Below are 26,543 nucleotides of genomic sequence, written 5' to 3' on the forward strand. Positions count from 1 at the left end.
ACGGCGATGTTGCCCGCACTCGAAGCCGCCGAATTGCCGGCGGATGCGATCGAGGTAGGACGCATCGCCGATGCATGGGGCATCAAGGGCTGGTTCAAGGTCCTGCCCCACAGCGCCCAGCCCGAGGCGCTTTTTTCTTCCAAGCGCTGGTTCCTGCAGGCTCCCGGAGCCTCGGCAACCGCGGCTTTCCGGCTCGCAATCCGCGAAGCCAAAGAACATTCCGACTGCATCGTCGCGTCATCCGAAGACGTGCCCGACCGCAATGCGGCCGAGGCGCTGCGCGGCGCGCGCGTGTTCGTGCCGCGTTCGAGCTTCCCAACGGCCGGCGACGACGAGTACTACTGGGTCGACCTGATCGGCCTTTCGGTGGTCAATCGCGAAGGCGTCACGCTCGGCACGGTGCGCGAACTGCTCGCCACCGGCCCGCAGACCACGCTGGTGCTCACGGCCGAAGAAGACGGCAAGACTGTCGAACGCATGGTGCCGTTCGTCTCGGTCTTCGTCGACAAGGTCGACTTGGTCGGCCGGCTGATCACGGTCGACTGGCAGCCCAATTTCTGATTCCGCCGATACGGGCCTTGCGCGCATGCGCTTCGACGTCCTCACGCTCTTTCCTGAACTGTTCGCGCCTTTGATGGCCAGCGGCGTGACGCGCCGCGCCTACGAGTCGAAGCAGGTCGAGGTCGTGCTCTGGAACCCGCGCGACTTCGCACAAGGCAACTACAAGCGTGTGGATGACCGGCCCTTCGGCGGTGGTCCGGGCATGGTGATGATGGCGGAGCCGCTCTCCGCCTGTCTCGACGCGGCGCTGGCCGCGCGAGGGGCGCAAGCGCCGGTGGTGCTGTTTTCTCCCATCGGCGAGGCGCTTCGGCATGAAGCGGTCGAGCGCTGGTCCGCCAGCGAGGGCGCGGTACTTGTCTGCGGCCGCTACGAGGGCATTGACCAGCGCTTCATCGACACGCGCGTCACGCACCAGATCAGCCTCGGCGATTTCATTCTTTCGGGCGGCGAAATTGCCGCCATGGCGCTGCTCGACGCCGTGGCCCGTCTTCAGCCCGGTGTGCTGGGCGACGAAGCCAGCCACGTGCAGGACAGTTTCAACCCGGCGCTGGACGGCCTACTCGATTGCCCCCACTACACCCGGCCCGAGCAGTGGAACGGGCATGGCGTGCCTGCACCGCTGCTCTCTGGGCACCACGTGCAGATCGAGCGCTGGCGGCGCGACCAGCGGCTGGCCATTACCGCAGCCCGGCGCCCCGACCTGATTGCCGCCGCGCGCGCTGCGGGCCGCCTGAGCAAGGCCGACGAGACGGCGTTGAAAAAAAAGCTATAATCGTCGGTTCCCCGATCCTCTGCCCGGCCGCGCCCGGCTTTCATTGTTCACTCACAGTGAGCACTGCAATGAAACCAACGGCGCCTTTTGTGTAGCGCGAGCATGATCGAATATCAGGAAATCATGAACCTCATCGCAACCCTCGAGCAGGAAGAAATCGCCCGCCTCGGCAAGAAGATCCCCGATTTCATGCCCGGTGACACGGTCATCGTCAGCGTGAACGTCGTCGAAGGCACCCGCAAGCGCGTGCAGGCCTACGAAGGCGTCGTGATCGCCAAGCGCAATCGCGGCCTCAACAGCGGCTTCACGGTGCGCAAGATCTCCAGCGGCGAAGGCGTGGAGCGTACGTTCCAAACCTACAGCCCGCTGATCGCCGGCATCGAAATCAAGCGCCGCGGCGACGTTCGCCGCGCCAAGCTGTACTACCTGCGCGAGCGCAGCGGCCGTTCGGCACGCATCAAGGAAAAGCTGCCGGGCAAGTCGCAGGCTGCCAAGTAAGCACTGCCTTCTGCCTTGCAAAAAGCCGCCGCTCTGGCGGCTTTTTGCGTTGTGGCGCCGTGCATGCTTCTTGCGATCTTTCTGCAAAAAGACAGTGCCGCCTTTTCAAGCTCTACTCCTTCACTGAAACTCCAGCACTTGACCGACTCCACCGCTCCCATGCAATTTGCTCCCGTCGAACCCGTCAATGCCGTGGTGCCGCCCACGCTGCTGCCGATCGATCCGCGCAAGGCGCCTGTGGTCGGCGGTCCTGACGGCCTGCCTGCTGTCGCACCCGCACAGCTGACGCCCGATGCCCTGCGCAGGCGCTTTGCCACCCCGCCGGAGTGGACGCCCGAGCTGCGGCGCGAGCCGCGCCTGACCGACCGCGCCCCCGCGCAGGCGGCCGTGCTGGTGCCCATCGTGCAGCGCCCGCAAGGCGCGGCCGTGCTGCTGACCGAGCGCACCGCGCACCTGTCGAATCATTCGGGGCAGGTCGCATTTCCCGGCGGCCGCGTCGATCCGGAAGACGCGAACATCGCGGCGGCTGCGCTGCGGGAGGCCTGGGAAGAAGTGGGCTTGTCCGCCCATTTCATCGAGGTGCTTGGAAGCCTTCCGACCTACACGACCGTCACCTCGTTCGTCGTGACGCCGGTGGTCGCGCTGGTGAAGCCGGATTTCGAACTCACCATCAATCCTTACGAAGTGGCACTGGCCTTCGAGGTGCCGCTGGCCTGGCTCATGGACCCGGCCAATCACCGCCGCCACACCGTGCCCGCACCGGACGGCACGCGGCGCGAGTGGTACTCGATGCCCTACCAGGACGGCGCCGAAGAGCGCTTCGTATGGGGCGCCACCGCAGGCATGCTGCGCAACCTCTACCGCTTTCTCGCCGCCTGACCTTCGCCTGAACCGGGATCGCCCCGGGCGCTCTCGCTATCATCGAAGGATGAGCTTCTTTGCCATCCTGTGTGCGTTGCTGATCGAGCAGGTGCGGCCGCTCGCCTCTCACAACCCGGTGTATGGCGGCGTGCTGGCATGGACCCGCTGGACAAGCCGCAATTTCGACGCCGGCAAGCCGCATCACGGATGGGTCGCGTGGGGCCTTGCGGTGCTGGTGCCCACGCTGTTGACGCTGGGCATTCACTTGCTGCTGGTGTACACGCTGGGGTTGCCGTTCGCGGTGCTCTGGAGCATTGCCGTGCTCTACGTCACGCTCGGGTTCCGGCAGTTCAGCCATCACTTCACGGACATCCGCGATGCGCTCGACGAAGGTGACGAGCCGCTCGCGCGCTCGCTGCTGGCGCATTGGCAAGGCGTCGACGCGGCCGAGCTGCCGCGCAGCGAGATCGTGCGGCACGTGATCGAGCATTCGGTGATTGCGGCGCATCGCCATGTGTTCGGCGTGCTGGCGTGGTTCTCGATACTCGCCGCCATGGGGCTCGGCCCGGCCGGCGCGGTGTTCTATCGCATGAGCGAATTCGTGTCGCGCTACTGGATGCACAAGAACGGCGCGGCGGTGCAGCCTTCGAGCGTTTCGGTGCAGCGTGCCGCCGAGCGGGCCTGGCATGCCATCGACTGGCTGCCCGCGCGCATCACCGCGCTGGGCTTCGCCGTAGTCGGCAGCTTTGAAGAAGCGATCGATTGCTGGCGCAACGATGCGCGTCGTTTCCGGAGCGAGAACGACGGCGTGATCCTCGCCGCCACTTCTGGCGCGGTCAATGTGCGGCTGGGCGGCGGAGCGTTGAGTCCGATCCCGGTAGCCGACCCCCTGCCGCGTGCCCAGGCCGGCGATTCGCTGGCCGATGGCCGCCGGCTCGACAGCGGCAGCACGCCTGGCCGCGAGCCTGAGCCAGGTCATTTGCGCAGCGTGGTCGGCCTGGTCTGGCGCTCGGTTGTCATGTGGATGGTGTTGCTGGCCCTGCTCACCCTGGCTCGCCTGCTCGGCTGAGCGCCCGAACCGTCATGACCGCAGCAATACCGGCCTTCTGGAGCCCGCGCATCGGCGCGCTCGAACCCTATGTACCCGGCGAGCAGCCGCGCATCGAAAATCTCGTCAAGCTCAATACCAACGAGAACCCGTATCCGCCGTCTCCGTCGGCTGTCGATGCGATCCAGCAGGCGGCCGCAAGCGGCCTGGAGCGCTACCCCGATCCCACCTCCCTGGCGCTGCGCGAAGCGGTCGCGCGGCGCCATGGTTTGCAGGCCGACCAGGTCTTTGCGGGCAACGGCTCGGACGAAGTGCTGGCACACGCGTTCTTCGCTTTCTTCCAGCACGCCGAGCCGCTGTTGATGCCCGACGTGAGCTACAGCTTCTATCGGGTCTATGCGCAGCTGTACGGCATCGATTGCGAATTGCTGGCGGTAGACGAAGGGCTCCGCATCGACGTCGGTGCCATGGCCGCCAGGGCCCGCTGCGGCTGCGCAGGCCTGGTCATCGCCAACCCCAATGCGCCTAGCGGCATCGGCCTGCCGCTCGCGCGCATCGAGCAATTGCTCGCGGCGTGCCCTGAGCGCGTTGTGCTGTTGGACGAGGCGTATGTCGACTTCGGCGGGGAGAGCGCGCTGCCGCTCGTCGGCAAGTATCCGAACCTGCTGGTGGTACAGACCCTGTCCAAGTCTCGCTCGCTGGCCGGTTTGCGTGTCGGCTTTGCCTGCGGCCAGGCGCACCTGATCGATGCGCTCGTGCGCGTCAAGGACAGCTTCAATTCCTATCCGCTCGACCGGCTTGCTACGGCAGGTGCCGTGGCCGCCTTAGAGGATGAAGCGTGGTTCGAGTCCACCCGCGACAAGATCGTCGATACCCGCGAGGGGCTCAGCCTGCAGCTCGAGGACTTGGGCTTCGAAGTCTTGCCTTCGCAAACCAACTTCGTGTTTGCGCGGCATCCGGAGCGCGATGCGGCCGAGTTGGCGGCGCTGTTGCGCGAGCGTGCGGTGCTGGTACGGCATTTCAAGCAGCCGCGCATTGCGCAGTACCTGCGCATCAGCATCGGCTCGCGGGAGCAATGCAGCACGCTGGTGCAGCGCCTGCAGGAAATCCTGCTCGAAAACACTTGAAGGAAAGCACTTCGTCGATGTTGACCACCACTGAGGACCCGCGCGCGGCCGCATGCTCCGCCTTCTGGCAAGCCGTGAGCGCCAATCTCGAGAGATTGAACGACTTGACCGGACGCGATCTGGTCGATGCGTTGAACGAGCTGCTGGCGCCGTTCTTTCCGGACCTGGCTGCCGAAGCGATGGGCGATCCACCCGCGTTCAAGCTGGTGCTGACGGCGCACGGCTCCAAGGCCCACTTCGAAGACCTGATGGCATTGGTGCAGAGCGCTCCCTCGATGCCGCAGATCGAAGTGGAAGCATTCCGCCAGCGTGCCGACGGAGGATTCGGCATGCGCATGAACGACTTCGAGCTGGCCAGCTCCGACGTTCTCGTCAAACATGAACCGTACGACGGCTTGATTGCGTTGGAAATCGGCTTTGCCAGACCCATTCCGATGGACATGCGGGACCATGCCCGCCACATGAGTTTCATCATGCTCGACCACATCCTGGGGGAATACGACTTTGCAGTGAAGGTCGGCCCGGTCGACTTTGTCGACCCCGGCGAAGACGCTTCTTTCGACGGCATGCCGCTCGACGATTTCGCCCCGGTCTTCGATACCTGTTGGCGCGACGAACTTGGCCATACCGGCATTTTCCCGGGAGGTGAGCATTCCTGGTCGAGCCTCACCGCAACGCGCGCTGCCGAGGACGGCAGCGAGATCAAGGCAATCGTGAGTCGCAATGACGCCGCCAATGCCTTGGTGGCGCGTGCGGATCTGTCGCACCGCATCTCTGCGGCGGTTCTGGTCGAATCAAGCGAGCAGCTCGAGCATGCCCAGAACTACGAAGACCGATTGACGACGCTGCTGCAAAGGCACGAGGAAGGCTGCTGCACGCACGTGATGCTGGAGCAGCGCGTTCGCACGGTTTTTTACCAAGTCGCCAACCCATCCACGGCGTTGGCGCATGCACACTCGCTCGAAGCGGACGCAGGCTTGCCGGTTACCGTCGATGTCGTATTCGACCCTGCGTGGGACGCCTACAGGCAGTGGCTCGACGCGTCTCAGTAACGCGGCTGGCTCAGCTCCGCGAAGAGCTCGCCGTAGATCTTGTAGCGGGTGGCGCTGATCGGCCCCGGCCTGGCGGGCGAATCGACGTTCGCGATCACGCCGCATCCCGGCTCGTGCAGATGGGTGCAGTTGTAGAACTTGCAGTCGTTCGCGTGCTCGGCAATGTCCGGCATCAAGCTCGCGAGCTGCATTGGTTCGATGTGGTTCAGCCCGAATTCCTGAAAGCCCGGCGAGTCGATGAGGCCTGTGGTGCGCGCTTCGTCCACCCAGTACCACGTGGTGCTCGTGGTGGTGTGCTTGCCTGAATTCAGCGCCTGCGAGATCTCACCCGTCAGTGCCGTGGCACCCGGCACCAGCAGGTTGATGAGCGTGCTCTTGCCAGCGCCCGAGGGCCCCAGCACCAGCGTGCTCTTGCCGGCCAGCAGTTTCATGAGCGATGCGTAGTCGGCCTCGGCGGAAGCCTTGAGCGACAGCGGCAGCACGCCATGGTGCATGCGGCGGTAGGGCGCAAGCTTGCTCCATGCGCGCTCGAAGGGCTCCGCCAGGTCGCTCTTGTTGAGCGCGATGATGGGCGTGATGTGTTCGGCTTCGGCGGCGATGAGTGCGCGCGCGAGCTGGTGCTCCGAGAACTCCGGCTCAGCCGCGATCAGGATCAGCACATGGTCGAGATTGGCTGCAAACGACTTGGTGCGGATCTCGTCCTGCCGATAGAAGAGATTGCGGCGCGGCACCACCTCTTCGATGGTGCCTTCGTCTTCGCTCGCCTGCCAGCGCACCCGGTCGCCGACCACGGCCTGGCTCTTCTTGCCGCGCGGATGGCAGATCAGGCGGTCGCCCTCGGGCGTTTCAACCAGGCAGTGCCGTCCATGGCTCGCAATAACCAAGCCGTCATGCAGAACGCGTGCGGATGTGCCGCCTCCCTTGGCGGGCGTGCGGGCCGGCTTAGCCAACGGCGGGTGTCCTCATCACGGCGCCGGGCTGCTCACGAGGGCGTCGGCCTGACGCGCGCAATCGAAGTCCGTGACCGAGAGTCCGCCCACGTCGTGCGTGTTGAACCGGACCACGCAGCGGTTGTAGTGCACCGACAGATCGGGGTGATGGTCTTGCGTATGGGCGACGAAGGCCAGCGCGTTCACGAAGGCGATGGTTTCGAAGTAGTTGGCGAAGGTAAAGGTCTTCTCGATGGCGACGTCGGCGCCGTCTCCGGTGAGCTTCCATCCGTCGAGCTTGGCCAGGCCGGAAACGATCTCGGTGGCGCTCAGTGCGTGGCGTGGAATGGCTTTCCAGTCTTTGGGCTTGAACATGCTGCTCATGGGCTCGGCTTCCGGGGACAAATATCGTGGTTCAGGCCGCCGTCATGCGCGCAAGGCGCTCGGAGGCCGGAGGGTGGGAATAGTAGAACTTGACGAACACCGGGTCGGGCGTGAGCGTCGACGCATTGTCCTGGTAGAGCTTGAGCAGTGCGGCCGACAGGTCGGCGCTGCTGGTCTGGGCCACGGCATAGGCGTCGGCCTCGAACTCGTGCTTGCGCGAAAGCCGGGCGGGCAGGGGGGCGACGAAGAAGCCGAACACAGGCACCGCGAGCATGAACAGCAGCAGCGCGAGTGCATTGTTCGGCGCCGCGGGCGTCATGTTCGGCTGCACGCCCAGGCCGGTATAGAACCACACCTGGGTGGAAACCCAGCCCAGCAGAGCGAAGCCCGCGAGGCTCATCGCGAACATCGCCGCGAGCCGCTTCACGATGTGGCGGTGCTTGAAATGGCCGAGCTCGTGCGCGAGCACCGCCTCCATTTCGGCCGCGTTCAGCTGGCGCAGCAGCGTGTCGTAGAACACCACCCGCTTGCTCGCACCAAAGCCCGTGAAATAGGCATTGGCATGTGCGCTGCGCCGGCTGCCGTCCATGACGAACAGGCCCTTGGCACGAAAGCCGCAGCGCGCCATCAGCGCGGTGACGCGTTCCTTGACGGTGGGATCGTCGAGCGGCTTGAACTTGTTGTAGAGCGGTGCGATGAACATCGGGTAGCCGATCATCAGCAGCAGGTTGAAGCCCATCCAGGCCACCCAGGCCCAGAGCCACCACATGGTGCCGGCGGCGCCCATGATCCACAGGATCAGCGCCGCAATAGGCAGCCCGATGGCCGCGCCGATCAGCGTGGAGACGACGGTGTCGCGCAGCCACAGGCCGAACGTCATCTTGTTGAAGCCGAAGCGCTCTTCGAGCCTGAAGGTCTGCCAGAGCGTGAAGGGCAGCTCGAGCAACCCGCCGATGACCGCAAAGGCCGCCAGCAGGGCTAGCTGCTGCACCATGCCGCCGCCCAGCCAGGCGAGCAGCAGCTTGTTGAGCACGTCGAGGCCGCCCAGCAGCGTCCAGCCCAGCAGCAGTGCCGTGCCCCACGCCATCTCGACCATGCCGAAGCGGGCCTTGGCAATGGTGTAGTCGGCGGCCTTCTGGTGGGCGGCGAGCGTGATCTTGTGCTCGAAAGCGGGCGGCACGGCGCTGCGGTGCCGTGCGACATGGCGCACTTGCCGCGATGCGAGCCAGAACTTCACGAGCAGGCCAAGGACCAGTGCAGCCGCAAAGGCAGTGGTGAAGATGAGTGAATAGGACATGGAGCGTCGAGTTTAGCCCTCGGGTCCGGCCGGCGCAGACCTTCGACGACAATCCTGCAATGCCTGAATCCCTTGACCCCACGATCGTCACGACCCCGCCGGTCCTGAAGAAAAGCGACCAGAACCTGGTCTGGCTCGACTGCGAAATGAGCGGCCTCGACCCCGAAAAGGAGCGCCTGCTCGAGATCGCCGTGGTCGTGACCGGCCCCGATCTCACCCCCCGCATCGACGGCCCGGTGCTGGTCATTCACCAGAGCGACGCGGTGCTGGACGCCATGGACGCCTGGAACAAGGGCACGCATGGCCGCAGCGGCCTGATCGACAAGGTGAAGGCCTCCACGCTCGACGAAGCCGCGGCCGAGCAGCAGCTGCTCGAATTCATTGCCAAATACGTTCCGCGCAGCGGCTCGCCGATGTGCGGCAATACCATCGGGCAGGACCGGCGGTTCCTGGTCAAGTTCATGCCCAAGCTGGAGGCGTACTTTCACTACCGCAACCTCGACGTCAGCACCCTGAAAGAGCTGGCCAAGCGTTGGAAGCCCTCGGCCTACAGTGCCTTCAAGAAGCAGCAGGCGCACACTGCGCTGGCCGACGTGCACGAGTCCATCGAGGAGCTCGCGCACTACCGGGAAACCTTCCTGAAATTGACGGATTAGGTAAAAACCCCGAGCCGTGCCATAATCGAGAGCTTCGCTGATTCGGGTTTTCCGGCCAGCGTCTCTTGCATCTCCCTATCTTGCACACCGCGCCCGATCGCATCCGCTGATCAAAAAGGGCCGCAGCCTCCGGCGAAAGCCAGAAGTTGAATGTCGTTGGATGGTTGATGTTTTTAACCACCAACGGGGCGCCGCCTACGGCAGCGCTTGCGTTTGAGATTGATATTCACATGACCGACGCTTTTGAAGCGCAGGGCGAGTTCGCGCCTGTGCAATCCACCAACAACAACGAATTTGTCGCTGCCGCGGACACCATGTCCGAGGCGCCGATCCTCGAGGCGCTCGACGCCGCCGCTCCCGAGGCCGCCGTGGCCGACGAAGCCCGCATCCCCAACGGCTTCATCAAGCTCGGCCTCGCGCCTGAACTGATCGCCGCCGTGGCGGACCTGGGCTTTACCCAGCCCACCACCGTGCAAGACAAGGTGATTCCGCTCGCCATGGCCGGTGAAGCTGGCCAGGACGGCAAGGCCCGCTTCGTCGACCTGATGGTTTCGAGCCAGACCGGCTCGGGCAAGACCGCTGCCTTCCTGCTGCCCGTGCTGCACACGCTGCTCAAGCGCCAGGCCGAAGCCGAAGCCGAAGCCAAGGCCGAGTTCCAGCGCCTGGCTGCCGAAGCCGCCGCCCGCGGCGAGGCCGTGCCCAAGAAGCCGAAGCGCAAGGACCCGACCAACGCCCGCCATTTCAAGGCCGCCACCCCTGGCGCCCTGATCCTGTGCCCCACGCGCGAACTCGCGCAGCAGGTTGCGCACGACGCCATCGAACTGGTTCGCCATTGCCGGGGCCTCCGCGTTGCCAACGTGGTGGGCGGCATGCCTTACCAATTGCAAATCGCCAAGCTGCAGAACGCCGACCTCGTCGTGGCCACCCCCGGCCGCCTGCTCGACCTGCAGCGCTCGTCGCAGCTCAAGCTCGACAAGGTCAAGTTCCTGGTGGTCGACGAAGCCGACCGCATGCTCGACCTCGGCTTCTCGGACGACCTGGCCGAAGTGAACCAGCTCACCATCGAGCGCCAGCAGACCATGATGTTCAGCGCCACCTTCGCGCCGCGCATCCAGCAGCTGGCCACGCGCGTCATGCGCGAGCCGCAGCGCATCACCATCGACAGCCCGCAGGAAAAGCACGCCAACATCAAGCAATCGCTGTACTGGGCCGACAACAGCCAGCACAAGCGCAAGCTGCTCGACCACTGGCTGCGCGACACCAGCATCAACCAGGCCATCGTGTTCGCGAGCACGCAAGTCGAATGCGACGGCCTCGCCAACGACCTGCAGCAAGAAGGCTTCAGCGCCGTGGCGCTGCACGGCGCCCTGAGCCAGGGCCTGCGCAACCGCCGCCTCATGGCACTGCGCCAGGGCCAGGTGCAGATCCTGGTGGCCACCGACGTCGCCGCCCGCGGCATCGACGTGCCGACCATCACCCACGTCTTCAACTTCGGCCTGCCGATGAAGGCCGAGGACTACACCCACCGCATCGGCCGCACCGGCCGTGCAGGCCGCGACGGCCTGGCCATCACGTTTGCCGAGTTCCGCGATCGCCGCAAGATCATGGACATCGAGCAATACAGCCGCCAGCAGTTCAAGGCTGAAGTGGTCGCCGGTCTCGAGCCGCAGCAGCGCATGCCGCAATCGCGTCCGCCCATGGGCGAATACCGCGGCGGCCGCGGCGACAACCATTCGCGCGATCGCAAGTTCGGCAATGGCGGTGCAGGCGGCGGCGGTGGCTATCGTGGCAACAACGGCGGCGGCTATGCCGGCGCCAGCGGCTTCAACGACCGCAATTCGCGCGGTCCGGCGCAGGGCCAAGGCGCGCGCGGCTTCCAGGGCGGCAACAACGCCGGCTTCGGCGGCGGCCGCGATGACGGCGGCAACGGTGGCGGCGGTGGTTATGGCCGCAAGCCGGGCTGGGGCGACAGCGCTCCGCGCGGCGGTCATGGCCACGGTGGCGGTCGCGGCGACGGAGGTTTCGCGCCGCGCGAAGGCTTTGCACCCCGTGAAGGTTTTGCTCCGCGCGGCAATGGCGCAGGCCATGGCGGCCCGGGCAAGGTCTTTGTGCCCCGCGACGCACAAAAGCGTGCGTTCAAGCCCACGCGCTGATCCATCCCAGAGCGGTCGACCGGCCGCTTTGCCCCAAAAGAAAGCCCGCGCTTCGCAAGAAGCGCGGGCTTTTTACTTGAGGGTTTCCGTGGAGACGCCAGCCATCGAATTTGATTGACACATGAACAGATGAAAAGTAATGTAATAAGGCATTGCTTCCCCGGTCCGTACCGCGGCTGCCGGTTCATCGACATCTGCCTTTCAAATTTCGAATATGAAAATTGCGATTCTTGGTGGTGGTCACGGCGCCTACGCGGCTGCCGCAGACCTGTCCGAAGCCGGCCATGAGGTGCGCCTGTGGCGCCGGGATGCCGCAGCACTCGAGCCGGTGGTGCAAGCGGGCGCCATCACGCTGAAAGATGCCGACGGCACGCGCGAGGTGCCGCTCGCACTCGCCACCGCTGACATCGCCGCGGCAGTGAAGGGCGCCGAGCTGATCGTTCTTCCCACGCCTGCCATTGCACAGCACGACATCGCTCTGGCCATGGCGCCGCACCTTGTCGACGGCCAGGTCGTCTTTCTGCCGCCCGGTACCTTCGGCAGCTACGTGATGGCACGAACGGTGAAAGAGGCGGGCAGTCGAGCCGACGTGGCCTGGGCCGAGACCGGCACGTTGCCGTATCTCGCGCGCAAGCACGGCGAGCGCGAAGTGAACGTCACCATCCGTGCCATCCGCCTGCCGACCGGCGTCTACCCGGCCCGCAAGGAGGCCGAGGCGATCGAAGTGATCCGCAGAGCCTATCCCGCCGTGCATGGCTGCGGCGATGCGCTGTCGGGCGCGCTCATGAATGCCGGCCCGGTCATCCACCCACCGCTCATGGTGATGAACGCCGCGCCGCTCCAGCACTTCGAGCGCTGGGACATTCACAACGAAGGCACCCAGCGCGCGGTGCGCGACGTGACCGACCGGCTCGACCGCGAACGCATGGCCGTGCGCGAAGCCTTCGGCCACCGTGCGCCGCACTATCCGCTGGCCGACCACTACAACAACGACCAGTGGATGTACGGCGATGCGCACAAGCAGCTCGTCAAGTCCGGCGACTGGCGCGAGAACATCGACCTGCACACGCATCGTTACATCACCGAAGACACCGAGCTCGGCGTCGCATTCCTCGCCTCGGCCGCACGCCATGCGGGCGTGGATGCGCCCATCGCGCATGGGCTGCTCGCCATCGTCGGCGGTTTTCTCGGCCGCGACCTGCGCCAAGGCCCGCGCACCTTCGAAAGCCTGGGCCTCGCCGGCCTGAGCGCGGCGCAGCTCAAGCAAAGGCTGCACGATGGCGAATGAACGCGCGCCGTTGCCCCGCTTCGCAGCCGTCGGCGCCGGCCGCATGGGGCGCGGCATCGCGATTGCGTTCGCCTACGCCGGACACCGCATCTCGCTGATCGATCTGCGCCAGCGCAGCGACGAAGCCTGGCAGCGCCTGCAGGGCGAGGCTCGGGCCGAGATCGAAGCAAGCCTTGCGGGCCTGGCGCAGCTCGGCGTGATCGATGCAAAGCAGATACAGGTCATCGCCGAACGGGTGAGCCTGATGAACGCCGCCGAAGCACCGCAGGCATTGGCCGCCGCCGAGCTGGTGTTCGAAGGCGTGCCAGAAACCATGGAGGCCAAGCGCGATGCGTTCGAGCAGATCAACCACCATTGCCGCGACGACGCGATCCTCACCTCAACCACCAGCAGCATCCTCGTGACGCAGCTCGCGGCACTCGTGCGGCTGCCTGAGCGCTTCCTCAACATGCACTGGCTCAACCCGGCGTATGTGATTCCCGTGGTCGAACTCAGTTGCCACCCCGGCACCGATGCGGCCGTGCTCGCACGCACCAAGTCGTTGATGGAAGAAATCGGCAAGCTACCCGTGGTCTGCGGTGCATCGCCGGGCTACATCGTGCCGCGCCTGCAGGCGCTGGTCATGAACGAGGCGGCCCGCATGATCGAGGAGGGCGCCGCCACCGCCGAGGAGATCGACAAGGCCACGCGATACGGCCTGGGCCTGCGCTTCGCCGCGCTCGGCGTAGTCGAGTTCATCGACTTTGGAGGCTGCGACATCCTGCACCATGCCAGCCGCGAAATGTCGGCTTCGATCGACAAGGGGCGCTACACCGCGCCGGCCATCGTCGATCGCATGGTGGAAGAAGGGCGGCTCGGTCTCAAGACCGGCAGTGGCTTCTACAGCTACGAAGGCCGCGACATCGCCGCCTACCGGCGCGACGTGCTTTCGCGCACGCTCGGCAAGCTGAAGCATGCGGGCCTGTGGCGCGCACCGGCCGACGAGACGCTGTCATGACCATCCGCCGCGCCTTTGCCGACCTGTCGGTGGGGCAGGTGCATTACGCGGCGTGCGGCGATGCTGATGCACCGGCCGTGCTGCTGCTGCACCAGTCGCCACGCAGCTGGGCCGAGTACCGGGCGGTCCTTCCACTGATCGGTGCGCGGTACCGGGCCATCGCGATGGACACCGCGGGCTTCGGCGATTCCGCTGACGGCGGCATGCCGGCGAGCATCGAACAATGGGCGCGCGTGGCGTGCGAACTGCTCGATGCACTGGGCATCGCGCGTGCCGATGTCGTCGGGCATCACACCGGCGGCGTCGTGGCCATCGAACTCGCGGCCGCCTTTCCCGATCGCGTGCACGGCCTGGTGCTTTCGTCCACGCCGTTCACCGACGAAGCCTTTCGCCGCGCAAGGGCAGAGCGGCCGCCCATCGACGAAGTCGCGCCGAGTCAGGATGGAAGCCATCTCGCCGCACTGTGGCAAAAACGGCAGGGTTTCTATCCGTCCGAGAGGCCCGATCTGCTCGAGGCCTTTGTGCTCGATGCTTTGAAGGTCGGCCATCGGCTTGAAGAGGGCCATCGCGCCGTTGCCTCATATCGCATGGAAGACCGCATCGGCCGCGTGACGCAACCTGGGCTCATCATCCGCGCAACCCACGATCCGTTCGCCGCGCCGCATGCGGCAGAGCTGCAGCACCATCTGCCGCAGGCGCGCATCGTCGACATCGAAGGGGGCATGGTCCCTTTGCCCGACCAGATGCCCGAGGCTTTTGCACAAACGGTGCTCGACTTTCTTTCGACGCTGCCATGAGGGCCGTTCGCATCCACGGCTTCGAGGCACAGCCCGTGCTGGAAGAAGTGCCCGACCCGGTACACAGGCCGGGCCGCACCATCGTGCGCATGCAGGCGGCCACCGTCGGCCACATCGACCGCACCGTGTGGCGCGGCAGTTTCCTGCGGCATCCGCCGCTGCCGTACACACCGGGCGTGGAAGCCGCCGGCATCGTCGTCGCAAGCGAACGCTACGCCGCAGGCCAACGCGTCTGGTTGCGCGGCAGCGGCCTGGGGACGCTGTTCGACGGCACCTGGTGCGAGCTGATCGATGCGCCCGACGAAGCGCTCGGCGTGCTGCCCGATGCATTGCCGATGCCCCTCGGCGCTGCGTTCTTTTCGCCCACCACGTCGGCGTGGGTGGCGCTGCATGAAGTTGCCAGGCTGCAGGTCGGCGAACAGGTGTTGGTGACAGGCGCGAGCGGTGCCGTCGGCTCGCTGGCCGTGCAGCTCGCAATCGAAGCCGGTTGCACCGTGACGACGGTCGATCCTGATGCCGGGCCTCCACCTGTCGCGAGTGCGGACCTGCTGATCGACACGGTGGGCGGAAGCGTCCTTTCGGCGGTACTTCCCGCCGTGCGGCCGGGTGGCCGGGCCGTGCTCATCGGCTACACCGCGGGCCCAATGCTGCAGCTGGACATCGCGCACTTTCTGCAGCGCGACGTGGCGCTGCTGCCGCTCAACATGTTCAGGCGCGAGGCCGCTGGCCGTGCCGCCGCGCCCGGGTTGCTCGCCCGCCTGGCCGACGGGCGGCTGCACCTCGACGTGCGCAGCTTCGCGCTGGCCGATGCCGCCACGGCACTCGAATGGATTGCGCAGCGCGGCCACCGCGGTCGCGCAGTGCTGGAGCCCTAGTCCTCCTCTGGCTCCTCGACCGGCACATGCACGTGCAGGTCGATCATCTGCCGCAGCGTCTGCTTGAGTTCTTCGGCACGGCGCAGGCCGAAGGGTTCGAGCACGCGCCGCTCGTGGTCGCGCGCGAGCTCCATCAGATGCTCCACCGCCTTCAAGCCCTTGCGCGTGATGCGCACCAGCGTGATGCGGCGATCACTCTCATGGGGCAGCCGCTCGACCTGTCCGCGCGCTTCCATGCGGTCGAGCAGACGCGTCACGGTGGGCTGCTTGGTCACCGTTACCTGCGCAAGCTGGCCGATGCTGATCGGCTCGCTGCCGGCAAGCGACGCCATCACCCGCCACTCGGAAACCGAGAAGCCCTGCTGTCGCGCCACCTCGTGGAACTCCGAGGAGATCAGCTGGCTGGCCTGCGCCAACAGCGCCGGCAGGTAGTCATCGACGAAGCGATGTGTTTCAGCAGGTTGCTCAGCCATGAATGCACCTCATGGCAACGCGCTTCATACCGGCCGCAGGCACGCTGCTTGCATGTCTAGGGTAATTCATGATTGTGGATACATTCATTTGTCAACATTATAGAAAGCGTGATGTGGCAGCTGAAGCGCATCCTCCCACGAGAAAGAAGAAGGACCCACATGGCTGAGCGTTCATTCGTCGAAGAAGTCAAGAAGTTGCGACTTTCCGGTGGCGAGGTGTTCCGCGGTGAAGGCATTCTGGCCGTCACCAAGGCCTTGCTCGAATCGGGGGTTTCCTATGTGGCCGGCTACCAGGGCGCACCCATCTCGCACCTGATGGACGTGCTGGCCGATGCGCAGGACATCCTCGCCGAGCAGGGGATCCGCTTCGAGAACAGTGCGAGCGAAGCCACCGCCGCAGCCACGCTGGCCGCCTCCGTCAACTATCCGCTGCGCGGCGCCGTCACGTTCAAGGCGACCGTGGGCACCAACGTGGCGTCCGACGCACTGGCCAACCTGGCCTCGGGCGGCGTCACCGGCGGCGCGCTCATCATCGTGGGCGAAGACTACGGCGAGGGCTCTTCCATCATGCAGGAGCGCAGCCACGCCTTCGCAATGAAGTCGCAGATCTGGCTGCTCGATCCGCGGCCCAACCTGCCAAGCATCGTCGATGCTGTGAAAACGGGCTTCGATCTTTCCGAGGCCAGCAACACGCCCGTGATGCTGCAGTTGCGCATTCGCGCCTGCCACGTGCACGGCCACTTCATCGCAGGCGACAACAAGCGCGCCAAGTTCACCCTGCAAGAGGCGCTGGAGAACCCGCAGCGCGACGTCAGCCGCATCGTGCTGCCGCCCGCCAGCTTCGTGCATGAACAAGAGAAAGTGAAAGACCGCTGGCCCGCCGCGGTGCGCTTCATCGAGGAGCGCAAGCTCAACGAATTTTTCTCCGAAGACGCCGACGACATCGGCATCATCGTGCAGGGCGGCAGCTACAACACACTGCTGCGCGCGCTGGAGCGCCTGGGCCTGGCCGACGTGTACGGCAACACCCAGGTGCCTCTCTACGTGATGAACGTGGCCTACCCGGTCATCCAGAGCGAGGTCATCCGCTTCTGCGAAGGCAAGCGCGCGGTGCTGATCGTCGAAGAAGGGCAGCCCAACTTCGTCGAGCAGAACCTCGCGACCATCCTGCGGCAGGCGGGCTCTGCGACCGTGCTGCACGGCAAGGACATGTTGCCCGTGGCCGGCGAATACACGGCGTCCGAGCTGCTGAAGGGCGCACGCGCCTTCTGCGAGCGCTACGAGCGGCTCGCGCCATTGCCCGTACCGGCGCCGGTGCGCAAGGTGATCCCGCTGAAGGAAGTCGCCGCCATCGGCGTCGATGCGGCACCCGAGCCGGCCATGCCATCCACGGCGCTCGGCGACGTCGTGCACGCGCGCCCGCCAGGCTTTTGCACCGGCTGCCCCGAGCGCCCGATCTTCAGCGCAATGAAGCTGGTCGAGCGTGAACTCGGTGCGCACCACGTCAGCGCCGACATCGGCTGCCACCTGTTCTCCATCCTGCCGCCCTTCAACATCGGCAACACCACTATGGGCTACGGCCTGGGCGGTGCCGGTGCGGCGGCGCTGAATGCGCCCGCCGGCAAGCGCGCCATCTCGATGATGGGCGACGGCGGCTTCTGGCACAACGGCCTCACGAGCGGGGTGGCCAACGCGGTGTTCAACAAGAGCGACAACCTCACCATCATTGTCGACAACAACTACACCTCGGCCACCGGCGGGCAGGACATCCTTTCGTCGAACGCCATCAACAAGACGCGCAGCACCGGCCACGAGATCGAGCGTGCCGTGCGGGGCGTTGGCGTGGAGTGGGTCAAGACGATGCGCCGCACCTACGACGTTGCAGGCATGCGCGATGCGCTGAAAGAAGCGCTCACCACCACCAAGAAGGGTCCGAAGGTCCTCATCGCCCAATCGGAGTGCATGCTCAACAAGCAGCGCCGCGAGAAGCCGCTCGTGCGCAAGGCCATTGCCGATGGCAAGCGCATGGTGCGCGAAAAGTTCGGCGTCGATTCGGATACCTGCACCGGCGACCACTCGTGCATCCGCCTGTCGGGCTGCCCGTCGCTCTCGATCAAACCCAACCCCGATCCGTTGCGCGTCGATCCCGTGGCCACCGTGCTCGACAGTTGCGTGGGCTGCGGCAATTGCGGCGACGTTTCGCATGCCGCCGTGCTGTGCCCCTCGTTCTACAAGGCGCAGGTCGTGAGCAACCCGACAGGCTGGGACAAGCTGCGCGAGCGCGTGCGCAGCGCCGTCATCGGCTGGCTGCAGCGCGGCGACGCGCGACGGCGCGAAGCCTATGCCTTCTGAAGCGACGATGACGACCAAGGCACAACCCATCAAGATCGCGATCCTCGCCATGGGCGGGGAGGGCGGCGGCGTGCTGGCTGACTGGATCGTCGACATGGGCGAAGCCAACGGCTACGTCGCCCAGACCACCTCGGTGCCGGGCGTGGCGCAGCGCACGGGCGCCACCATCTACTACGTCGAGCTCTATCCAACGGCACAGGCCGAAGCGGATGGCGGCCGCCCCGTGCTGGCGCTGATGCCGCTGCCTGGCGATGTGGACGTGGTGCTCGCTTCGGAACTCATGGAAGCGGGTCGGGCGGTGCAGCGCGGGCTGGTCACCAGCGACCGCACCACGCTCATCGCGTCCACGCACCGTGTGTTCTCCATTGCCGAGAAAAGCGCGCTGGGCGACGGTCGCGTCGACAGCACGCAGTTGCTCGCGCACACGGCCCGGGCCGCCAAGCGCTTCATCCGTTTCGACATGGCCCAGGCCGCCGAGGCCTCGGGCAGCGTGATCAGCGCCGTGCTGTTCGGTGCGCTGGCGGGCTCGGGCGTGCTCCCGTTCAGCCGCGCGCAGTTCGAAGCAACCATCGAGCGCGGCGGCGTGGGCGTCAAGCCCAGCCTCAAGGCCTTTGGCGGCGCATTCGCTCGCGCGCAGGCCGGCGACGATGGTGAGACACCGCCGGAAGCCGCGGCGGCTGTGCCCACTCCGCAACCACGCCACCCCGCCGTCCGTGCGCTGGTCGAACGCGTGCAACGCGACTTTCCTGCAGCCGCGCAAGACTTCCTGCTCGAAGGTGTGCGCCGCCTCATCGACTACCAGGACCCTGCGTATGCCGGCCTCTACCTCGATCGCATGGCTGCCATTGCGGCGCTGCCCGGCGACAGCGCGCACCGGCTGCTGCGCGAAACGGCTCGCCACCTCGCACTCTGGATGTCGTACGAAGACACCGCCCGCGTCGCTGCGCTCAAGACCCGCGCCACCCGCTTCGAACGCGTGCGCGGCGAGGCCCGCGTGCAGCCGGGGCAGGTGCTCGCCATCAACGAATACATGCATCCGCGCCTGCAGGAAATCTGCGAAACCCTGCCGGGCGGCATCGGCCGGTGGCTCATGAACTCCACATGGCCGAAGAAGCTCGTCGAGCGATTCACGCAGCACGGCCGCTTGATCCAGACCAGCTCGCTGCACGGCTACCTCATGCTGCGCATGGTTGCGGCTTGCAGGCGCTGGCGCCTGTCGACGACGCGCTATGCCGAGGAAAACCGCCGCATCGAGGAATGGCTGCAGCGCATTGCCACTGCCGCACGACACAACCCCGAGCTGGCGGTGGAGCTCGCGCAGTGCCAGCGCCTCGTCAAGGGCTACAGCGACACGCACGAGCGCGGTGTCCGCAACTACGACACGGTGATGCGCGCGGTGGAGCGCGCCGGTGAACGGCTAGCGCCTGCCACCCTGCGCGAACTGCGCGACGCGGCGCTCGCCGACGAACACGGCCTCAAGCTGCAAGCCGCGTTGGCGCAGCACGCGCTGGCCTGAAGAGACAACCGACGCACGATGACCGCACCCACCGCCACGCTCCAGCTCCGCGTTGCCGAGGCACGCCAACTCAAGCCGCTCATCCGCATGCTGCGTCTGCGCGCGGAAGATGGCCGCCCGCTGCCCGGCTTTGCAGCCGGCGCGCACATCCGCGTGCAGGTGAAGCTGCCCGATGGCAAGGCCGACTGGCGCCACTACTCGCTGATCAACTTTGCGACCGCGCGCAATGCCACGAACGCGCCGACCGAATACGTGATTGCCGTGCGCAAGGAGGCCGAAGGCCGCGGCGGCTCGCGCTTCATGCACGAGCAACTGAAAGAGGGCGACACGCTCGCCATCGAGGCGCCGAAGAACGACTTTCCGCTGCACACCGGCCCCGGCGGCTCGGTGCTGGTGGCGGGCGGCATCGGCGTGACGCCGCTCGCCACCATGGCCGCGCGCCGCCGCGCCGAAGGGGCGCCGGTGCGCATGCACTACGCCGGCCGCAGCCGCGAGCTGATGGCCTTCCTGCCCGAACTGCAGACGCTGCTCGGCGACGACCTGCGCGTGCATGCCGATGCCGAAGCCGGCGCACCACTCGACATCGACACGCTACTCGACGATGTGCCCGCCGGTGACCGCCTCTACGTCTGCGGACCCAAGGTCATGCTCGACGCCGTGCTGGCCCGCACCCAGGCGCGCGGGTGGGAGCATGACCGTGTGCACTTCGAACTCTTTACCGAGCCCGTCGCCGAAGACGGCGACCAGCCTTTCGAAGTGGAGCTTGCCCAGACTGGCCAGCGCTTCACCGTTGCGGCCGACCAGAGCATTCTCGATTGCCTCATCGACAACGGCTGCGACCCGATGTTCGACTGCAAGCGCGGCGAATGCGGCGTGTGTGCCGTGCCCGTGCTCGAAGGCGAGATCGATCATCGCGACTACGTGCTCACCGCCCGAGAGAAGGCCGAGGGCAACGTCATGCAGATCTGCATCTCGCGCGCCAAGGGTGCGCGCCTGGTGCTCGACATGTGAAGGAGCCACGAGAACCATGCCTTCGTACCGAGACAACCCTGATGCCGTTCGTGCGCTGGTGCAGAACGACCGTGTGCACCGCGACCTGTACACCAGCCAGGAACTCTTCGAGGTGGAGCAGGAGCACTTCTTCGCCAACACCTGGAACTACGTCGGGCACGAGAGCCAGGTGCCCAAGCCCGGCGACTGGATCAGCAACGAGATCGCAGGCCGCCCGCTCATCGTCGTGCGCCACACCGACGGCAGCGTGCGCGCAATGATGAACCGCTGCGCCCACAAGGGTTCGCGCCTGGTGAGCGCACCGTGCGGCAACACCGGCAAGTTCTTTCGCTGCCCGTACCACGCGTGGACCTTCAAGACCGACGGCTCGCTGCTCGCCATTCCACTCAAGACCGGCTACGAGAACACGGCGCTGCATGAGTGCGAGTCGGCCAAGGGCCTGACCACGCTCAAACACGTGCGCAGCCACCGCGGCTTCATCTTCGTGAAGATCAACGATGCGGGGCCCGACTTCGACGAGTATTTCGGCGATTCGCTGAGCTCCATCGACAACATGGCCGACCGGTCGCCCGAGGGCGAGCTCGAGATTGCCGGCGGGTGCCTGCGCTTCATGCACCAGTGCAATTGGAAGATGTTCGTCGAGAACCTCAACGACACGATGCACCCGATGGTGGCGCACGAATCGTCGGCCGGCACCGCCAAGCGCATGTGGGCCGACAAGCCCGCCGACGAGCCCAAGCCCATGGCCGTGGAGCAGTTCGTGCCCTTCATGTCCGACTACAAGTTCTTCGAGGACATGGGCATTCGCACCTACGACCACGGCCACAGCTTCACGGGCGTGCACTTCAGCATCCACAGCAAGTACAAGGCAATTCCCGAGTACGACGACGCCATGAAGGCGCGCTACGGCGAGGAAAAAACCGCGCAGATCCTCGGCATGGCACGGCACAACACCGTGTACTACCCGAACCTCACCATCAAGGGCGCGATCCAGGCGATCCGCGTGGTGAAGCCGATCTCCGCCGACAAAACGCTGATCGAGAGCTGGACATTCCGCTTGAAGGGCGCCCCGCCCGAACTGCTGCAGCGCACCACCATGTACAACCGGCTCATCAACTCGCCGTTCTCGGTGGTGGGTCACGACGACCTGCAGGCGTATCGCGGCATGCAGGCCGGGCTGCACGCGAGCGGAAACGAGTGGGTCAGCCTGCACCGCGACTACGACCCGTCCGAGCTGAAGGGCGGAGAGATCACCACCGGCGGCACCAACGAGCTGCCGATGCGCAACCAGTACCGCAGCTGGGTGCAGCGCATGACGGAGACGATGTGATGGCCGGCACCGACGCTTCGACCCAGATCACCCGCCAGGACCTGATCGACTTCGTCGTGAACGAAGCACGCCTGCTCGACACGCGCCGCTATGAAGAGTGGAACGCGCTCTTCACCGACGACGCGTTCTATTGGGTGCCGCTCGTGCCCGACCAGGAAGATGGGCTCAACCACACCTCGCATCTGTACGAAGACAAGCTGCTGCGCGACCTGCGCATCGAACGCCTCAAGAGCCCGCGTGCGTTTTCGCAGCAGCCACCGAGCCGCTGCCACCACCTGCTGCAGGTGCCGGTGGTTGAGACTTTCGACGCCGAAGGCAACCGCTTCGTGGTGCGCACCGAGTTTCACTACACCGAATCGCAAGGCGATGAGCTGCAGTTCTACGTCGGCACCTTCTTCCACTACCTCGCGGTGCACGACGGCACGCTGCGCATGACGCTCAAGCGCGTGAATCTGCTCAACTGCGACGCGGCGCTGCCTGCCGTGCAGCTTTTCATCTAGGGACGCGATGCAACACGCCACCGTCCATCAAGTCTTCACGGCCACTGCAGCACGCACGCCGCGGGCCGAGTTCCTGTTCACCGAGTCGGTCACCGCCGCGGCCTACGGCATTCCGGCGGGTGCCATCCGCTGGGGCGAGGCAGCCGCCGAGGTCGACCGCCTTCGCAGTGCCTACGCGAAAGCCGGCTACGGCCACGGCCATCGGGTTGGGCTGCTGCTGGAGAACCGGCCCGCGTTTCTCTTCCACTGGTTCGCGCTCAACGCACTGGGCGTGAGCGTGGTGCCGATCAATGCCGAGATGCGTTCGGCCGAACTGGTCTACCTGATCGGCCACAGCGAGATCGGCCTGGCCGTGACGCTGCCTGAACGCGCGAACGACCTGCGCGCAGCCGCGGCACAAGCCGGCGTGCCCTTCGAGACCATGGGACCCGACGACGCGGTGCCCCGCGCCAAGGCCGCCGCGCCGCGGGCCCATGAACCCATCGGCGCCGACACCGAATGCGGCCTGCTCTACACGTCGGGCACAACCGGCCGCCCCAAGGGTTGCATCCTGAGCAACGCCTACTTCCTGCGTGCGGGCGAGTGGTACGCCGCCCTCGACGGTGTGTGCAGCATCCGCCCGGATGCCGAGCGCGTCATCACGCCGCTGCCGCTCAACCACATGAATGCGATGGCGTTCTCCACAATGGTGGTGCTGGTGGCAGGCGGCTGCCTGGTGCAGCTCGACCGCTTCCATCCGAAGACCTGGCTGGCAAGCGCTCGCGAAAGCGGCGCCACCATCGTTCACTACCTGGGCGTGATGCCCGCAATGCTGCTCTCGGCACCGCCGTCCGTCGCAGACCGCGACCACGCAATCCGCTGGGGCTTTGGCGCCGGCGTGGATCGCAAGAACCACGCACCCTTCGAGGAGCGCTTCGGCTTTCCACTGGTCGAGGCCTGGGCCATGACCGAGACCGGCGCGGCCGCCTGCATCATGGCCAACCGCGAGCCGCGCCTTGTGGGTACAAGCTGCTTCGGCCGGCAGGAAGACTTCGTGCAGATCCGGCTCGTGGGCGAAGACGGCGGCGATGTCGGAACCGATGCGCCGGGCGAACTGCTCGTGCGTTCGGCCGGCGACGACCCGAAACGCTACTTCTTCTCCGGCTACTTGAAAGACGAAGAGGCGACGCGCGAAGCGTGGGGCGATGGCTGGTTCCACACCGGCGACCTGGTGCGCCGCGACGCCGAAGGCAACTTCTTCTTCGTCGACCGAAAGAAGAACGTGATCCGCCGCAGCGGCGAGAACATCTCGGCTGTCGAGGTCGAGAGCGTGCTGAATCAGCACCCGGCCGTAAAGACCTCGGCCGTGGCCGCTACGCCCGATGCGGTGCGAGGCGACGAAGTATTGGCCTGCATCGTGATGCGCGAGGACGTTGGAGACGCATCGCAGCTCGAGCAGGTCGCGGCGAGCATCGTGCAGCACGCACTCGCGCAGCTCGCCTACTACAAGGCGCCGGGTTACGTCGCTTTCGTCGATGCGCTGCCGCTCACGCCGTCGCAGAAGATCCAGCGTGGCCAGCTGCGCGAGATGGCGCAGTCACTGCCGGGGCAGGGCCATTGCATCGACACCCGGTCGATGAAGAAAAGACAAGTGGGGCAGGCATGACCAGGCAACGGCTCTCCTACGAAGGCGTCGCGGTCGCCGTGCCCATCACCGTACCCTACGTGCGCTACTCCACCCGCACGGCTCACTGGTTCATCGGCCAGGCCATCGAAGCGCTGGTCGAGTCCAGCGGCGTTGCCAAGGAGCAAATCGACGGCCTGTGCCTCAGCAGCTTTTCGCTCGCGCCCGATACGGCCGTGGGCGTCACGCAACACCTGGGCATGTCGCCGCGCTGGCTCGACCACGTGCCCACCGGCGGGGCCTCGGGCGTGATGTGCCTTCGCCGTGCCGCGCGCGCCGTGCAGGCCGGCGATGCCGACATCGTCGCCTGCGTGGGCGCCGACACCAACCATGTCGACTCCTTCCGGCAGACGCTCGGCAGCTTCAGCAACTTTGCGCGGGATGCGAGCTACCCCTACGGCTCAGGCGGGCCGAACTCGATCTTCGCGTTCATTACCGCCAACTACATGCGCACCTATGGCGCGAAGCGCGAAGACTTCGGCCGCATCTGCGTGGACCAGCGCACCAACGCGCTCGGCAACCCGAATGCGATGTTCAAGAAGGCGCTGACGCTCGACGAGTACATGGCTGCGCGGCCGATCTCCGACCCTATTCACCTCTTCGACTGCGTCATGCCGTGTGCCGGCGCCGACGCCTTCCTGGTGATGAGCGAGGAGCGCGCACGCGACCTGGGCCTGCCGCACGCGGTGATCCGCGGCGCCATCGAGCGGCACAACGCATACGCCGAAGACCCGGTGATGGTGCAGGGCGGCTGGCGCATGGACCGCGACGACCTCTATGCGCAGGCCGGCGTTCAGCCCGCCCAACTGGACTTCGTGCAGACCTACGACGACTACCCCGTCATCGTGATGATGCAGTTCGAAGACCTGGGCTTCTGCGACAAGGGCGAGGGCCCGGCTTTCGTGCAGGCCCACACGATGACCTTCGACGGCAGCTTTCCGAACAACACGAGCGGCGGCCAGCTCTCGGCGGGCCAGGCCGGCGCGGCGGGCGGCTTCCTCGGCATGGTCGAGGCGATCCGCCAGTTGACCGATCAAGCCGACAAGCGCACGGTGCCGGATGCGCAGCTCGGCCTCGTCGCCGGCTTCGGCATGGTGACCTACGACCGCTGCCTCTGCACAGGCGCCGTCATCCTGGGGAGACCGGCATGACGATGCCTTTGATGCGCCCCCCGCGCAAGAACCCGGTGCTGCGTACCCGGCAGATGAACCTGCCGCCCGGCGCGCGCGGCCGCGTGGCGCTGGGTCTCACGGCCGCCGCTGCAGAGGGCCGCTTCGAGCTGCAGACCTGCGAAGACTGCGGCACGGTGCAGTACCCGCCGCGCGAGGTTTGCCACAAATGCCTGTCGGCTTCTCTGCGCTGGCGCGAACAGAGCGGTGAAGGCGAACTGCTCGGCAGCACCACGCTGCATCACAGCAACGACCTGTTCTTCCGAGAGCGGCTGCCTTGGCGGCTGGGCCTGGTGCATCTGGATGCCGGCCCGACGCTCATGGTTCACCTGCATGGCGAGGTCGGCGATGCGCCCCAGCGCGTGCGCGTGGGCGCCCGGCTCGACCGTGCAGGCCAGGCCGTTCTCATTGGTTTTCCGAATGAAGGGAGTCCCCACATGGCCGACGACAAGATGCTGCGCGAGATGACCAGCGACCCGAAATTCCGCAAGGTGCTGGTGACCGACGGCAAGACCGAGACTGGCCAGGCCATCGTGCGTGCGCTGGTGAAGGCCGGCGCCGACATCGTCTGGGTCGGCCATGCCGAGCCGTGGAAGAAGATGGGCGATGGGCTGGACGACATCTCCGCGCTGCCGCAGGTGACGCTTGTGCCGCTCGACCTGACCAACGGCCGCCAGGTGACCGAGCTTGCGGGCTCCATCGGCGGCAAGGTCGACATCGTGATCAACAACGCCGAGGTGCACCGCACCTTCGGCATCGGCACGCGCCGCGGCACCGACGTGGCCAAGGCCGAGATGGACATCAACTACTTCGGCCTGCTGCGCCTCGCGCAGGAGTTCGGCCCCGCGCTCAAGGGCCGCTCGGCCGATGGTGCAACGGGTGCGACGGCATGGGTCAATCTGCTGTCGATCTACGCGCTCAGCAACTTTCCGCCGCACGGCACGTTCAGCGCCTCGAAGGCTGCGGCGCATTCGCTTGCGCAGTGCCTGCGCGCAGAGATGCGCCCCGCCGGCATCCGCGTGATCAACGTGTTTCCCGGCCCCATCGACGACGAATGGAACCAGCACACGCCGCCGCCCAAGCTGGCGCCCACCGCATTGGCCAACGCCATCGTGAAGGCGCTGCGCGACGGCGTCGAAGACGTGTACCCCGGCGATGTGGCGCAGGAGTGGCTGGAGCGCTGGCGCGACAACCCCAAGGTGCTCGAACGCGAACTGGCTGCAGGCGGCTGAAG

25 protein-coding genes are annotated in these 26,543 nt (G+C 66.2%); 21 read left to right on the forward strand and 4 right to left on the reverse strand.

Annotation, left to right across the window (positions count from 1 at the left end):
- Positions 1-6 precede the first annotated feature (6 nt).
- From rimM to GOQ09_RS07575, 7 genes are all read left to right on the forward strand, one after another.
- A complete protein-coding gene (rimM, locus tag GOQ09_RS07545; RefSeq protein ID WP_157612873.1) occupies positions 7-561 on the forward strand; it encodes a ribosome maturation factor RimM in 555 nt (184 codons plus the stop codon).
- A 25-nt stretch (positions 562-586) separates the two neighbouring features.
- The gene (trmD, locus tag GOQ09_RS07550; RefSeq protein WP_157612874.1) at positions 587-1,333 is read left to right on the forward strand and encodes a tRNA (guanosine(37)-N1)-methyltransferase TrmD; all 747 of its coding nucleotides are present in this window, start codon (positions 587-589) and stop codon (positions 1,331-1,333) included.
- Positions 1,334-1,456: 123 nt separating this feature from the next.
- Entirely contained in the window at positions 1,457-1,831 is a 375-nt protein-coding gene (rplS, locus tag GOQ09_RS07555; RefSeq protein WP_157612875.1) for a 50S ribosomal protein L19, read from the forward strand.
- 159 nt (positions 1,832-1,990) lie between these two features.
- On the forward strand, positions 1,991-2,710 hold the full coding sequence (locus GOQ09_RS07560; protein WP_207309933.1) for a CoA pyrophosphatase: 720 nt from the start codon (positions 1,991-1,993) through the stop codon (positions 2,708-2,710).
- Between the two features lie 49 nt (positions 2,711-2,759).
- Positions 2,760-3,761, forward strand: a complete 1,002-nt coding sequence (locus tag GOQ09_RS07565) for a CobD/CbiB family protein (RefSeq protein WP_157612876.1) — start codon at positions 2,760-2,762, stop codon at positions 3,759-3,761.
- Between the two features lie 14 nt (positions 3,762-3,775).
- On the forward strand, positions 3,776-4,867 hold the full coding sequence (gene hisC, locus GOQ09_RS07570) for a histidinol-phosphate transaminase (protein ID WP_157612877.1): 1,092 nt from the start codon (positions 3,776-3,778) through the stop codon (positions 4,865-4,867).
- Between the two features lie 17 nt (positions 4,868-4,884).
- Positions 4,885-5,919 (forward strand): hypothetical protein, encoded by a 1,035-nt coding sequence (locus GOQ09_RS07575; RefSeq protein WP_157612878.1) that lies wholly within the window; start codon positions 4,885-4,887, stop codon positions 5,917-5,919.
- Here GOQ09_RS07575 and rsgA read toward each other — a convergent pair.
- The 3 genes from rsgA to GOQ09_RS07590 are packed head-to-tail and all read right to left on the reverse strand — an operon-like array spanning position 5,913 to position 8,529.
- Positions 5,913-6,869 carry a ribosome small subunit-dependent GTPase A gene (rsgA, locus tag GOQ09_RS07580; RefSeq protein WP_157612879.1) on the reverse strand — a complete coding sequence of 319 codons (957 nt, stop codon included), beginning with the start codon at positions 6,867-6,869 and terminating at the stop codon, positions 5,913-5,915. The two genes, GOQ09_RS07575 and rsgA, sit on opposite strands and share 7 nt — an antisense overlap.
- A 15-nt stretch (positions 6,870-6,884) precedes the next feature.
- Positions 6,885-7,232: a 4a-hydroxytetrahydrobiopterin dehydratase gene (locus GOQ09_RS07585; RefSeq protein WP_157612880.1), complete on the reverse strand. Its 348-nt coding sequence runs from the start codon at positions 7,230-7,232 to the stop codon at positions 6,885-6,887.
- Between the two features lie 31 nt (positions 7,233-7,263).
- On the reverse strand, positions 7,264-8,529 hold the full coding sequence (locus tag GOQ09_RS07590) for a M48 family metallopeptidase (RefSeq protein ID WP_157612881.1): 1,266 nt from the start codon (positions 8,527-8,529) through the stop codon (positions 7,264-7,266).
- Positions 8,530-8,588: 59 nt separating this feature from the next.
- On the opposite strand from GOQ09_RS07590, the gene orn reads away from it, so the two are divergent.
- The 6 genes from orn to GOQ09_RS07620 all read left to right on the forward strand — a co-directional run bounded on the left by orn (position 8,589) and on the right by GOQ09_RS07620 (position 15,295).
- Positions 8,589-9,185, forward strand: a complete 597-nt coding sequence (gene orn / locus GOQ09_RS07595) for an oligoribonuclease (protein ID WP_157612882.1) — start codon at positions 8,589-8,591, stop codon at positions 9,183-9,185.
- A 230-nt stretch (positions 9,186-9,415) separates the two neighbouring features.
- Positions 9,416-11,338: a DEAD/DEAH box helicase gene (locus GOQ09_RS07600; protein WP_165442070.1), complete on the forward strand. Its 1,923-nt coding sequence runs from the start codon at positions 9,416-9,418 to the stop codon at positions 11,336-11,338.
- 214 nt (positions 11,339-11,552) lie between these two features.
- Entirely contained in the window at positions 11,553-12,626 is a 1,074-nt protein-coding gene (locus tag GOQ09_RS07605; RefSeq protein WP_157612884.1) for an NAD/NADP octopine/nopaline dehydrogenase family protein, read from the forward strand.
- Positions 12,616-13,623 carry a 3-hydroxybutyryl-CoA dehydrogenase gene (locus tag GOQ09_RS07610; protein ID WP_157612885.1) on the forward strand — a complete coding sequence of 336 codons (1,008 nt, stop codon included), beginning with the start codon at positions 12,616-12,618 and terminating at the stop codon, positions 13,621-13,623. Before GOQ09_RS07605 ends, GOQ09_RS07610 begins: the two co-directional genes overlap by 11 nt.
- Positions 13,620-14,420, forward strand: a complete 801-nt coding sequence (locus GOQ09_RS07615; RefSeq protein WP_157612886.1) for an alpha/beta fold hydrolase — start codon at positions 13,620-13,622, stop codon at positions 14,418-14,420. The genes GOQ09_RS07610 and GOQ09_RS07615 overlap by 4 nt, the downstream gene beginning before the upstream one ends.
- A complete protein-coding gene (locus GOQ09_RS07620; RefSeq protein ID WP_157612887.1) occupies positions 14,417-15,295 on the forward strand; it encodes a quinone oxidoreductase family protein in 879 nt (292 codons plus the stop codon). Before GOQ09_RS07615 ends, GOQ09_RS07620 begins: the two co-directional genes overlap by 4 nt.
- On the opposite strand, the gene GOQ09_RS07625 is transcribed toward GOQ09_RS07620, so the two are convergent.
- Positions 15,292-15,768 (reverse strand): MarR family winged helix-turn-helix transcriptional regulator, encoded by a 477-nt coding sequence (locus tag GOQ09_RS07625; RefSeq protein WP_157612888.1) that lies wholly within the window; start codon positions 15,766-15,768, stop codon positions 15,292-15,294. The two genes, GOQ09_RS07620 and GOQ09_RS07625, sit on opposite strands and share 4 nt — an antisense overlap.
- A gap of 159 nt (positions 15,769-15,927) precedes the next feature.
- Between GOQ09_RS07625 and GOQ09_RS07630 the strand changes: the two genes are divergently transcribed.
- The 8 genes from GOQ09_RS07630 to GOQ09_RS07665 are packed head-to-tail and all read left to right on the forward strand — an operon-like array spanning position 15,928 to position 26,541.
- Positions 15,928-18,120, forward strand: a complete 2,193-nt coding sequence (locus tag GOQ09_RS07630; protein WP_157612889.1) for an indolepyruvate ferredoxin oxidoreductase subunit alpha — start codon at positions 15,928-15,930, stop codon at positions 18,118-18,120.
- Between the two features lie 7 nt (positions 18,121-18,127).
- Positions 18,128-19,636, forward strand: a complete 1,509-nt coding sequence (locus tag GOQ09_RS07635) for an indolepyruvate oxidoreductase subunit beta family protein (protein ID WP_157612890.1) — start codon at positions 18,128-18,130, stop codon at positions 19,634-19,636.
- A gap of 18 nt (positions 19,637-19,654) precedes the next feature.
- Positions 19,655-20,647 (forward strand): PDR/VanB family oxidoreductase, encoded by a 993-nt coding sequence (locus GOQ09_RS07640; RefSeq protein WP_157612891.1) that lies wholly within the window; start codon positions 19,655-19,657, stop codon positions 20,645-20,647.
- Positions 20,648-20,663: 16 nt separating this feature from the next.
- Positions 20,664-21,977, forward strand: coding sequence for an aromatic ring-hydroxylating dioxygenase subunit alpha (locus GOQ09_RS07645; protein ID WP_157612892.1), 1,314 nt, complete (start codon positions 20,664-20,666; stop codon positions 21,975-21,977).
- Positions 21,977-22,477: an aromatic-ring-hydroxylating dioxygenase subunit beta gene (locus GOQ09_RS07650; protein ID WP_157612893.1), complete on the forward strand. Its 501-nt coding sequence runs from the start codon at positions 21,977-21,979 to the stop codon at positions 22,475-22,477. Before GOQ09_RS07645 ends, GOQ09_RS07650 begins: the two co-directional genes overlap by 1 nt.
- Before the next feature lie 7 nt (positions 22,478-22,484).
- A complete protein-coding gene (locus GOQ09_RS07655) occupies positions 22,485-24,122 on the forward strand; it encodes an AMP-binding protein (RefSeq protein WP_157612894.1) in 1,638 nt (545 codons plus the stop codon).
- The gene (locus GOQ09_RS07660; protein WP_157612895.1) at positions 24,119-25,291 is read left to right on the forward strand and encodes a thiolase family protein; all 1,173 of its coding nucleotides are present in this window, start codon (positions 24,119-24,121) and stop codon (positions 25,289-25,291) included. The genes GOQ09_RS07655 and GOQ09_RS07660 overlap by 4 nt, the downstream gene beginning before the upstream one ends.
- The gene (locus tag GOQ09_RS07665; RefSeq protein ID WP_157612896.1) at positions 25,288-26,541 is read left to right on the forward strand and encodes an SDR family NAD(P)-dependent oxidoreductase; all 1,254 of its coding nucleotides are present in this window, start codon (positions 25,288-25,290) and stop codon (positions 26,539-26,541) included. The genes GOQ09_RS07660 and GOQ09_RS07665 overlap by 4 nt, the downstream gene beginning before the upstream one ends.
- The last annotated feature ends 2 nt before the right edge of the window (positions 26,542-26,543 follow it).

Origin of the sequence: Variovorax paradoxus (assembly GCF_009755665.1) — a bacterium.
GTDB classification, from domain to species: domain Bacteria; phylum Pseudomonadota; class Gammaproteobacteria; order Burkholderiales; family Burkholderiaceae_C; genus Variovorax; species Variovorax paradoxus_G.

Excerpts from the sequence above, each read along its gene's own strand:
- rimM (WP_157612873.1), top strand. The coding sequence starts at position 7 with ATGTTGCCCGCACTCGAAGCCGCCGAATTGCCGGCGGATGCGATCGAG.
- trmD (WP_157612874.1), top strand. The coding sequence starts at position 587 with ATGCGCTTCGACGTCCTCACGCTCTTTCCTGAACTGTTCGCGCCTTTG.
- rplS (WP_157612875.1), top strand. The coding sequence starts at position 1,457 with ATGAACCTCATCGCAACCCTCGAGCAGGAAGAAATCGCCCGCCTCGGC.
- GOQ09_RS07560 (WP_207309933.1), top strand. The coding sequence starts at position 1,991 with ATGCAATTTGCTCCCGTCGAACCCGTCAATGCCGTGGTGCCGCCCACG.
- GOQ09_RS07565 (WP_157612876.1), top strand. The coding sequence starts at position 2,760 with ATGAGCTTCTTTGCCATCCTGTGTGCGTTGCTGATCGAGCAGGTGCGG.
- hisC (WP_157612877.1), top strand. The coding sequence starts at position 3,776 with ATGACCGCAGCAATACCGGCCTTCTGGAGCCCGCGCATCGGCGCGCTC.
- GOQ09_RS07575 (WP_157612878.1), top strand. The coding sequence starts at position 4,885 with ATGTTGACCACCACTGAGGACCCGCGCGCGGCCGCATGCTCCGCCTTC.
- GOQ09_RS07585 (WP_157612880.1), bottom strand. The coding sequence starts at position 7,232 with ATGAGCAGCATGTTCAAGCCCAAAGACTGGAAAGCCATTCCACGCCAC.
- GOQ09_RS07590 (WP_157612881.1), bottom strand. The coding sequence starts at position 8,529 with ATGTCCTATTCACTCATCTTCACCACTGCCTTTGCGGCTGCACTGGTC.
- orn (WP_157612882.1), top strand. The coding sequence starts at position 8,589 with ATGCCTGAATCCCTTGACCCCACGATCGTCACGACCCCGCCGGTCCTG.
- GOQ09_RS07600 (WP_165442070.1), top strand. The coding sequence starts at position 9,416 with ATGACCGACGCTTTTGAAGCGCAGGGCGAGTTCGCGCCTGTGCAATCC.
- GOQ09_RS07605 (WP_157612884.1), top strand. The coding sequence starts at position 11,553 with ATGAAAATTGCGATTCTTGGTGGTGGTCACGGCGCCTACGCGGCTGCC.
- GOQ09_RS07610 (WP_157612885.1), top strand. The coding sequence starts at position 12,616 with ATGGCGAATGAACGCGCGCCGTTGCCCCGCTTCGCAGCCGTCGGCGCC.
- GOQ09_RS07615 (WP_157612886.1), top strand. The coding sequence starts at position 13,620 with ATGACCATCCGCCGCGCCTTTGCCGACCTGTCGGTGGGGCAGGTGCAT.
- GOQ09_RS07620 (WP_157612887.1), top strand. The coding sequence starts at position 14,417 with ATGAGGGCCGTTCGCATCCACGGCTTCGAGGCACAGCCCGTGCTGGAA.
- GOQ09_RS07625 (WP_157612888.1), bottom strand. The coding sequence starts at position 15,768 with ATGGCTGAGCAACCTGCTGAAACACATCGCTTCGTCGATGACTACCTG.
- GOQ09_RS07630 (WP_157612889.1), top strand. The coding sequence starts at position 15,928 with ATGGCTGAGCGTTCATTCGTCGAAGAAGTCAAGAAGTTGCGACTTTCC.
- GOQ09_RS07635 (WP_157612890.1), top strand. The coding sequence starts at position 18,128 with ATGACGACCAAGGCACAACCCATCAAGATCGCGATCCTCGCCATGGGC.
- GOQ09_RS07640 (WP_157612891.1), top strand. The coding sequence starts at position 19,655 with ATGACCGCACCCACCGCCACGCTCCAGCTCCGCGTTGCCGAGGCACGC.
- GOQ09_RS07645 (WP_157612892.1), top strand. The coding sequence starts at position 20,664 with ATGCCTTCGTACCGAGACAACCCTGATGCCGTTCGTGCGCTGGTGCAG.
- GOQ09_RS07650 (WP_157612893.1), top strand. The coding sequence starts at position 21,977 with ATGGCCGGCACCGACGCTTCGACCCAGATCACCCGCCAGGACCTGATC.
- GOQ09_RS07655 (WP_157612894.1), top strand. The coding sequence starts at position 22,485 with ATGCAACACGCCACCGTCCATCAAGTCTTCACGGCCACTGCAGCACGC.
- GOQ09_RS07660 (WP_157612895.1), top strand. The coding sequence starts at position 24,119 with ATGACCAGGCAACGGCTCTCCTACGAAGGCGTCGCGGTCGCCGTGCCC.
- GOQ09_RS07665 (WP_157612896.1), top strand. The coding sequence starts at position 25,288 with ATGACGATGCCTTTGATGCGCCCCCCGCGCAAGAACCCGGTGCTGCGT.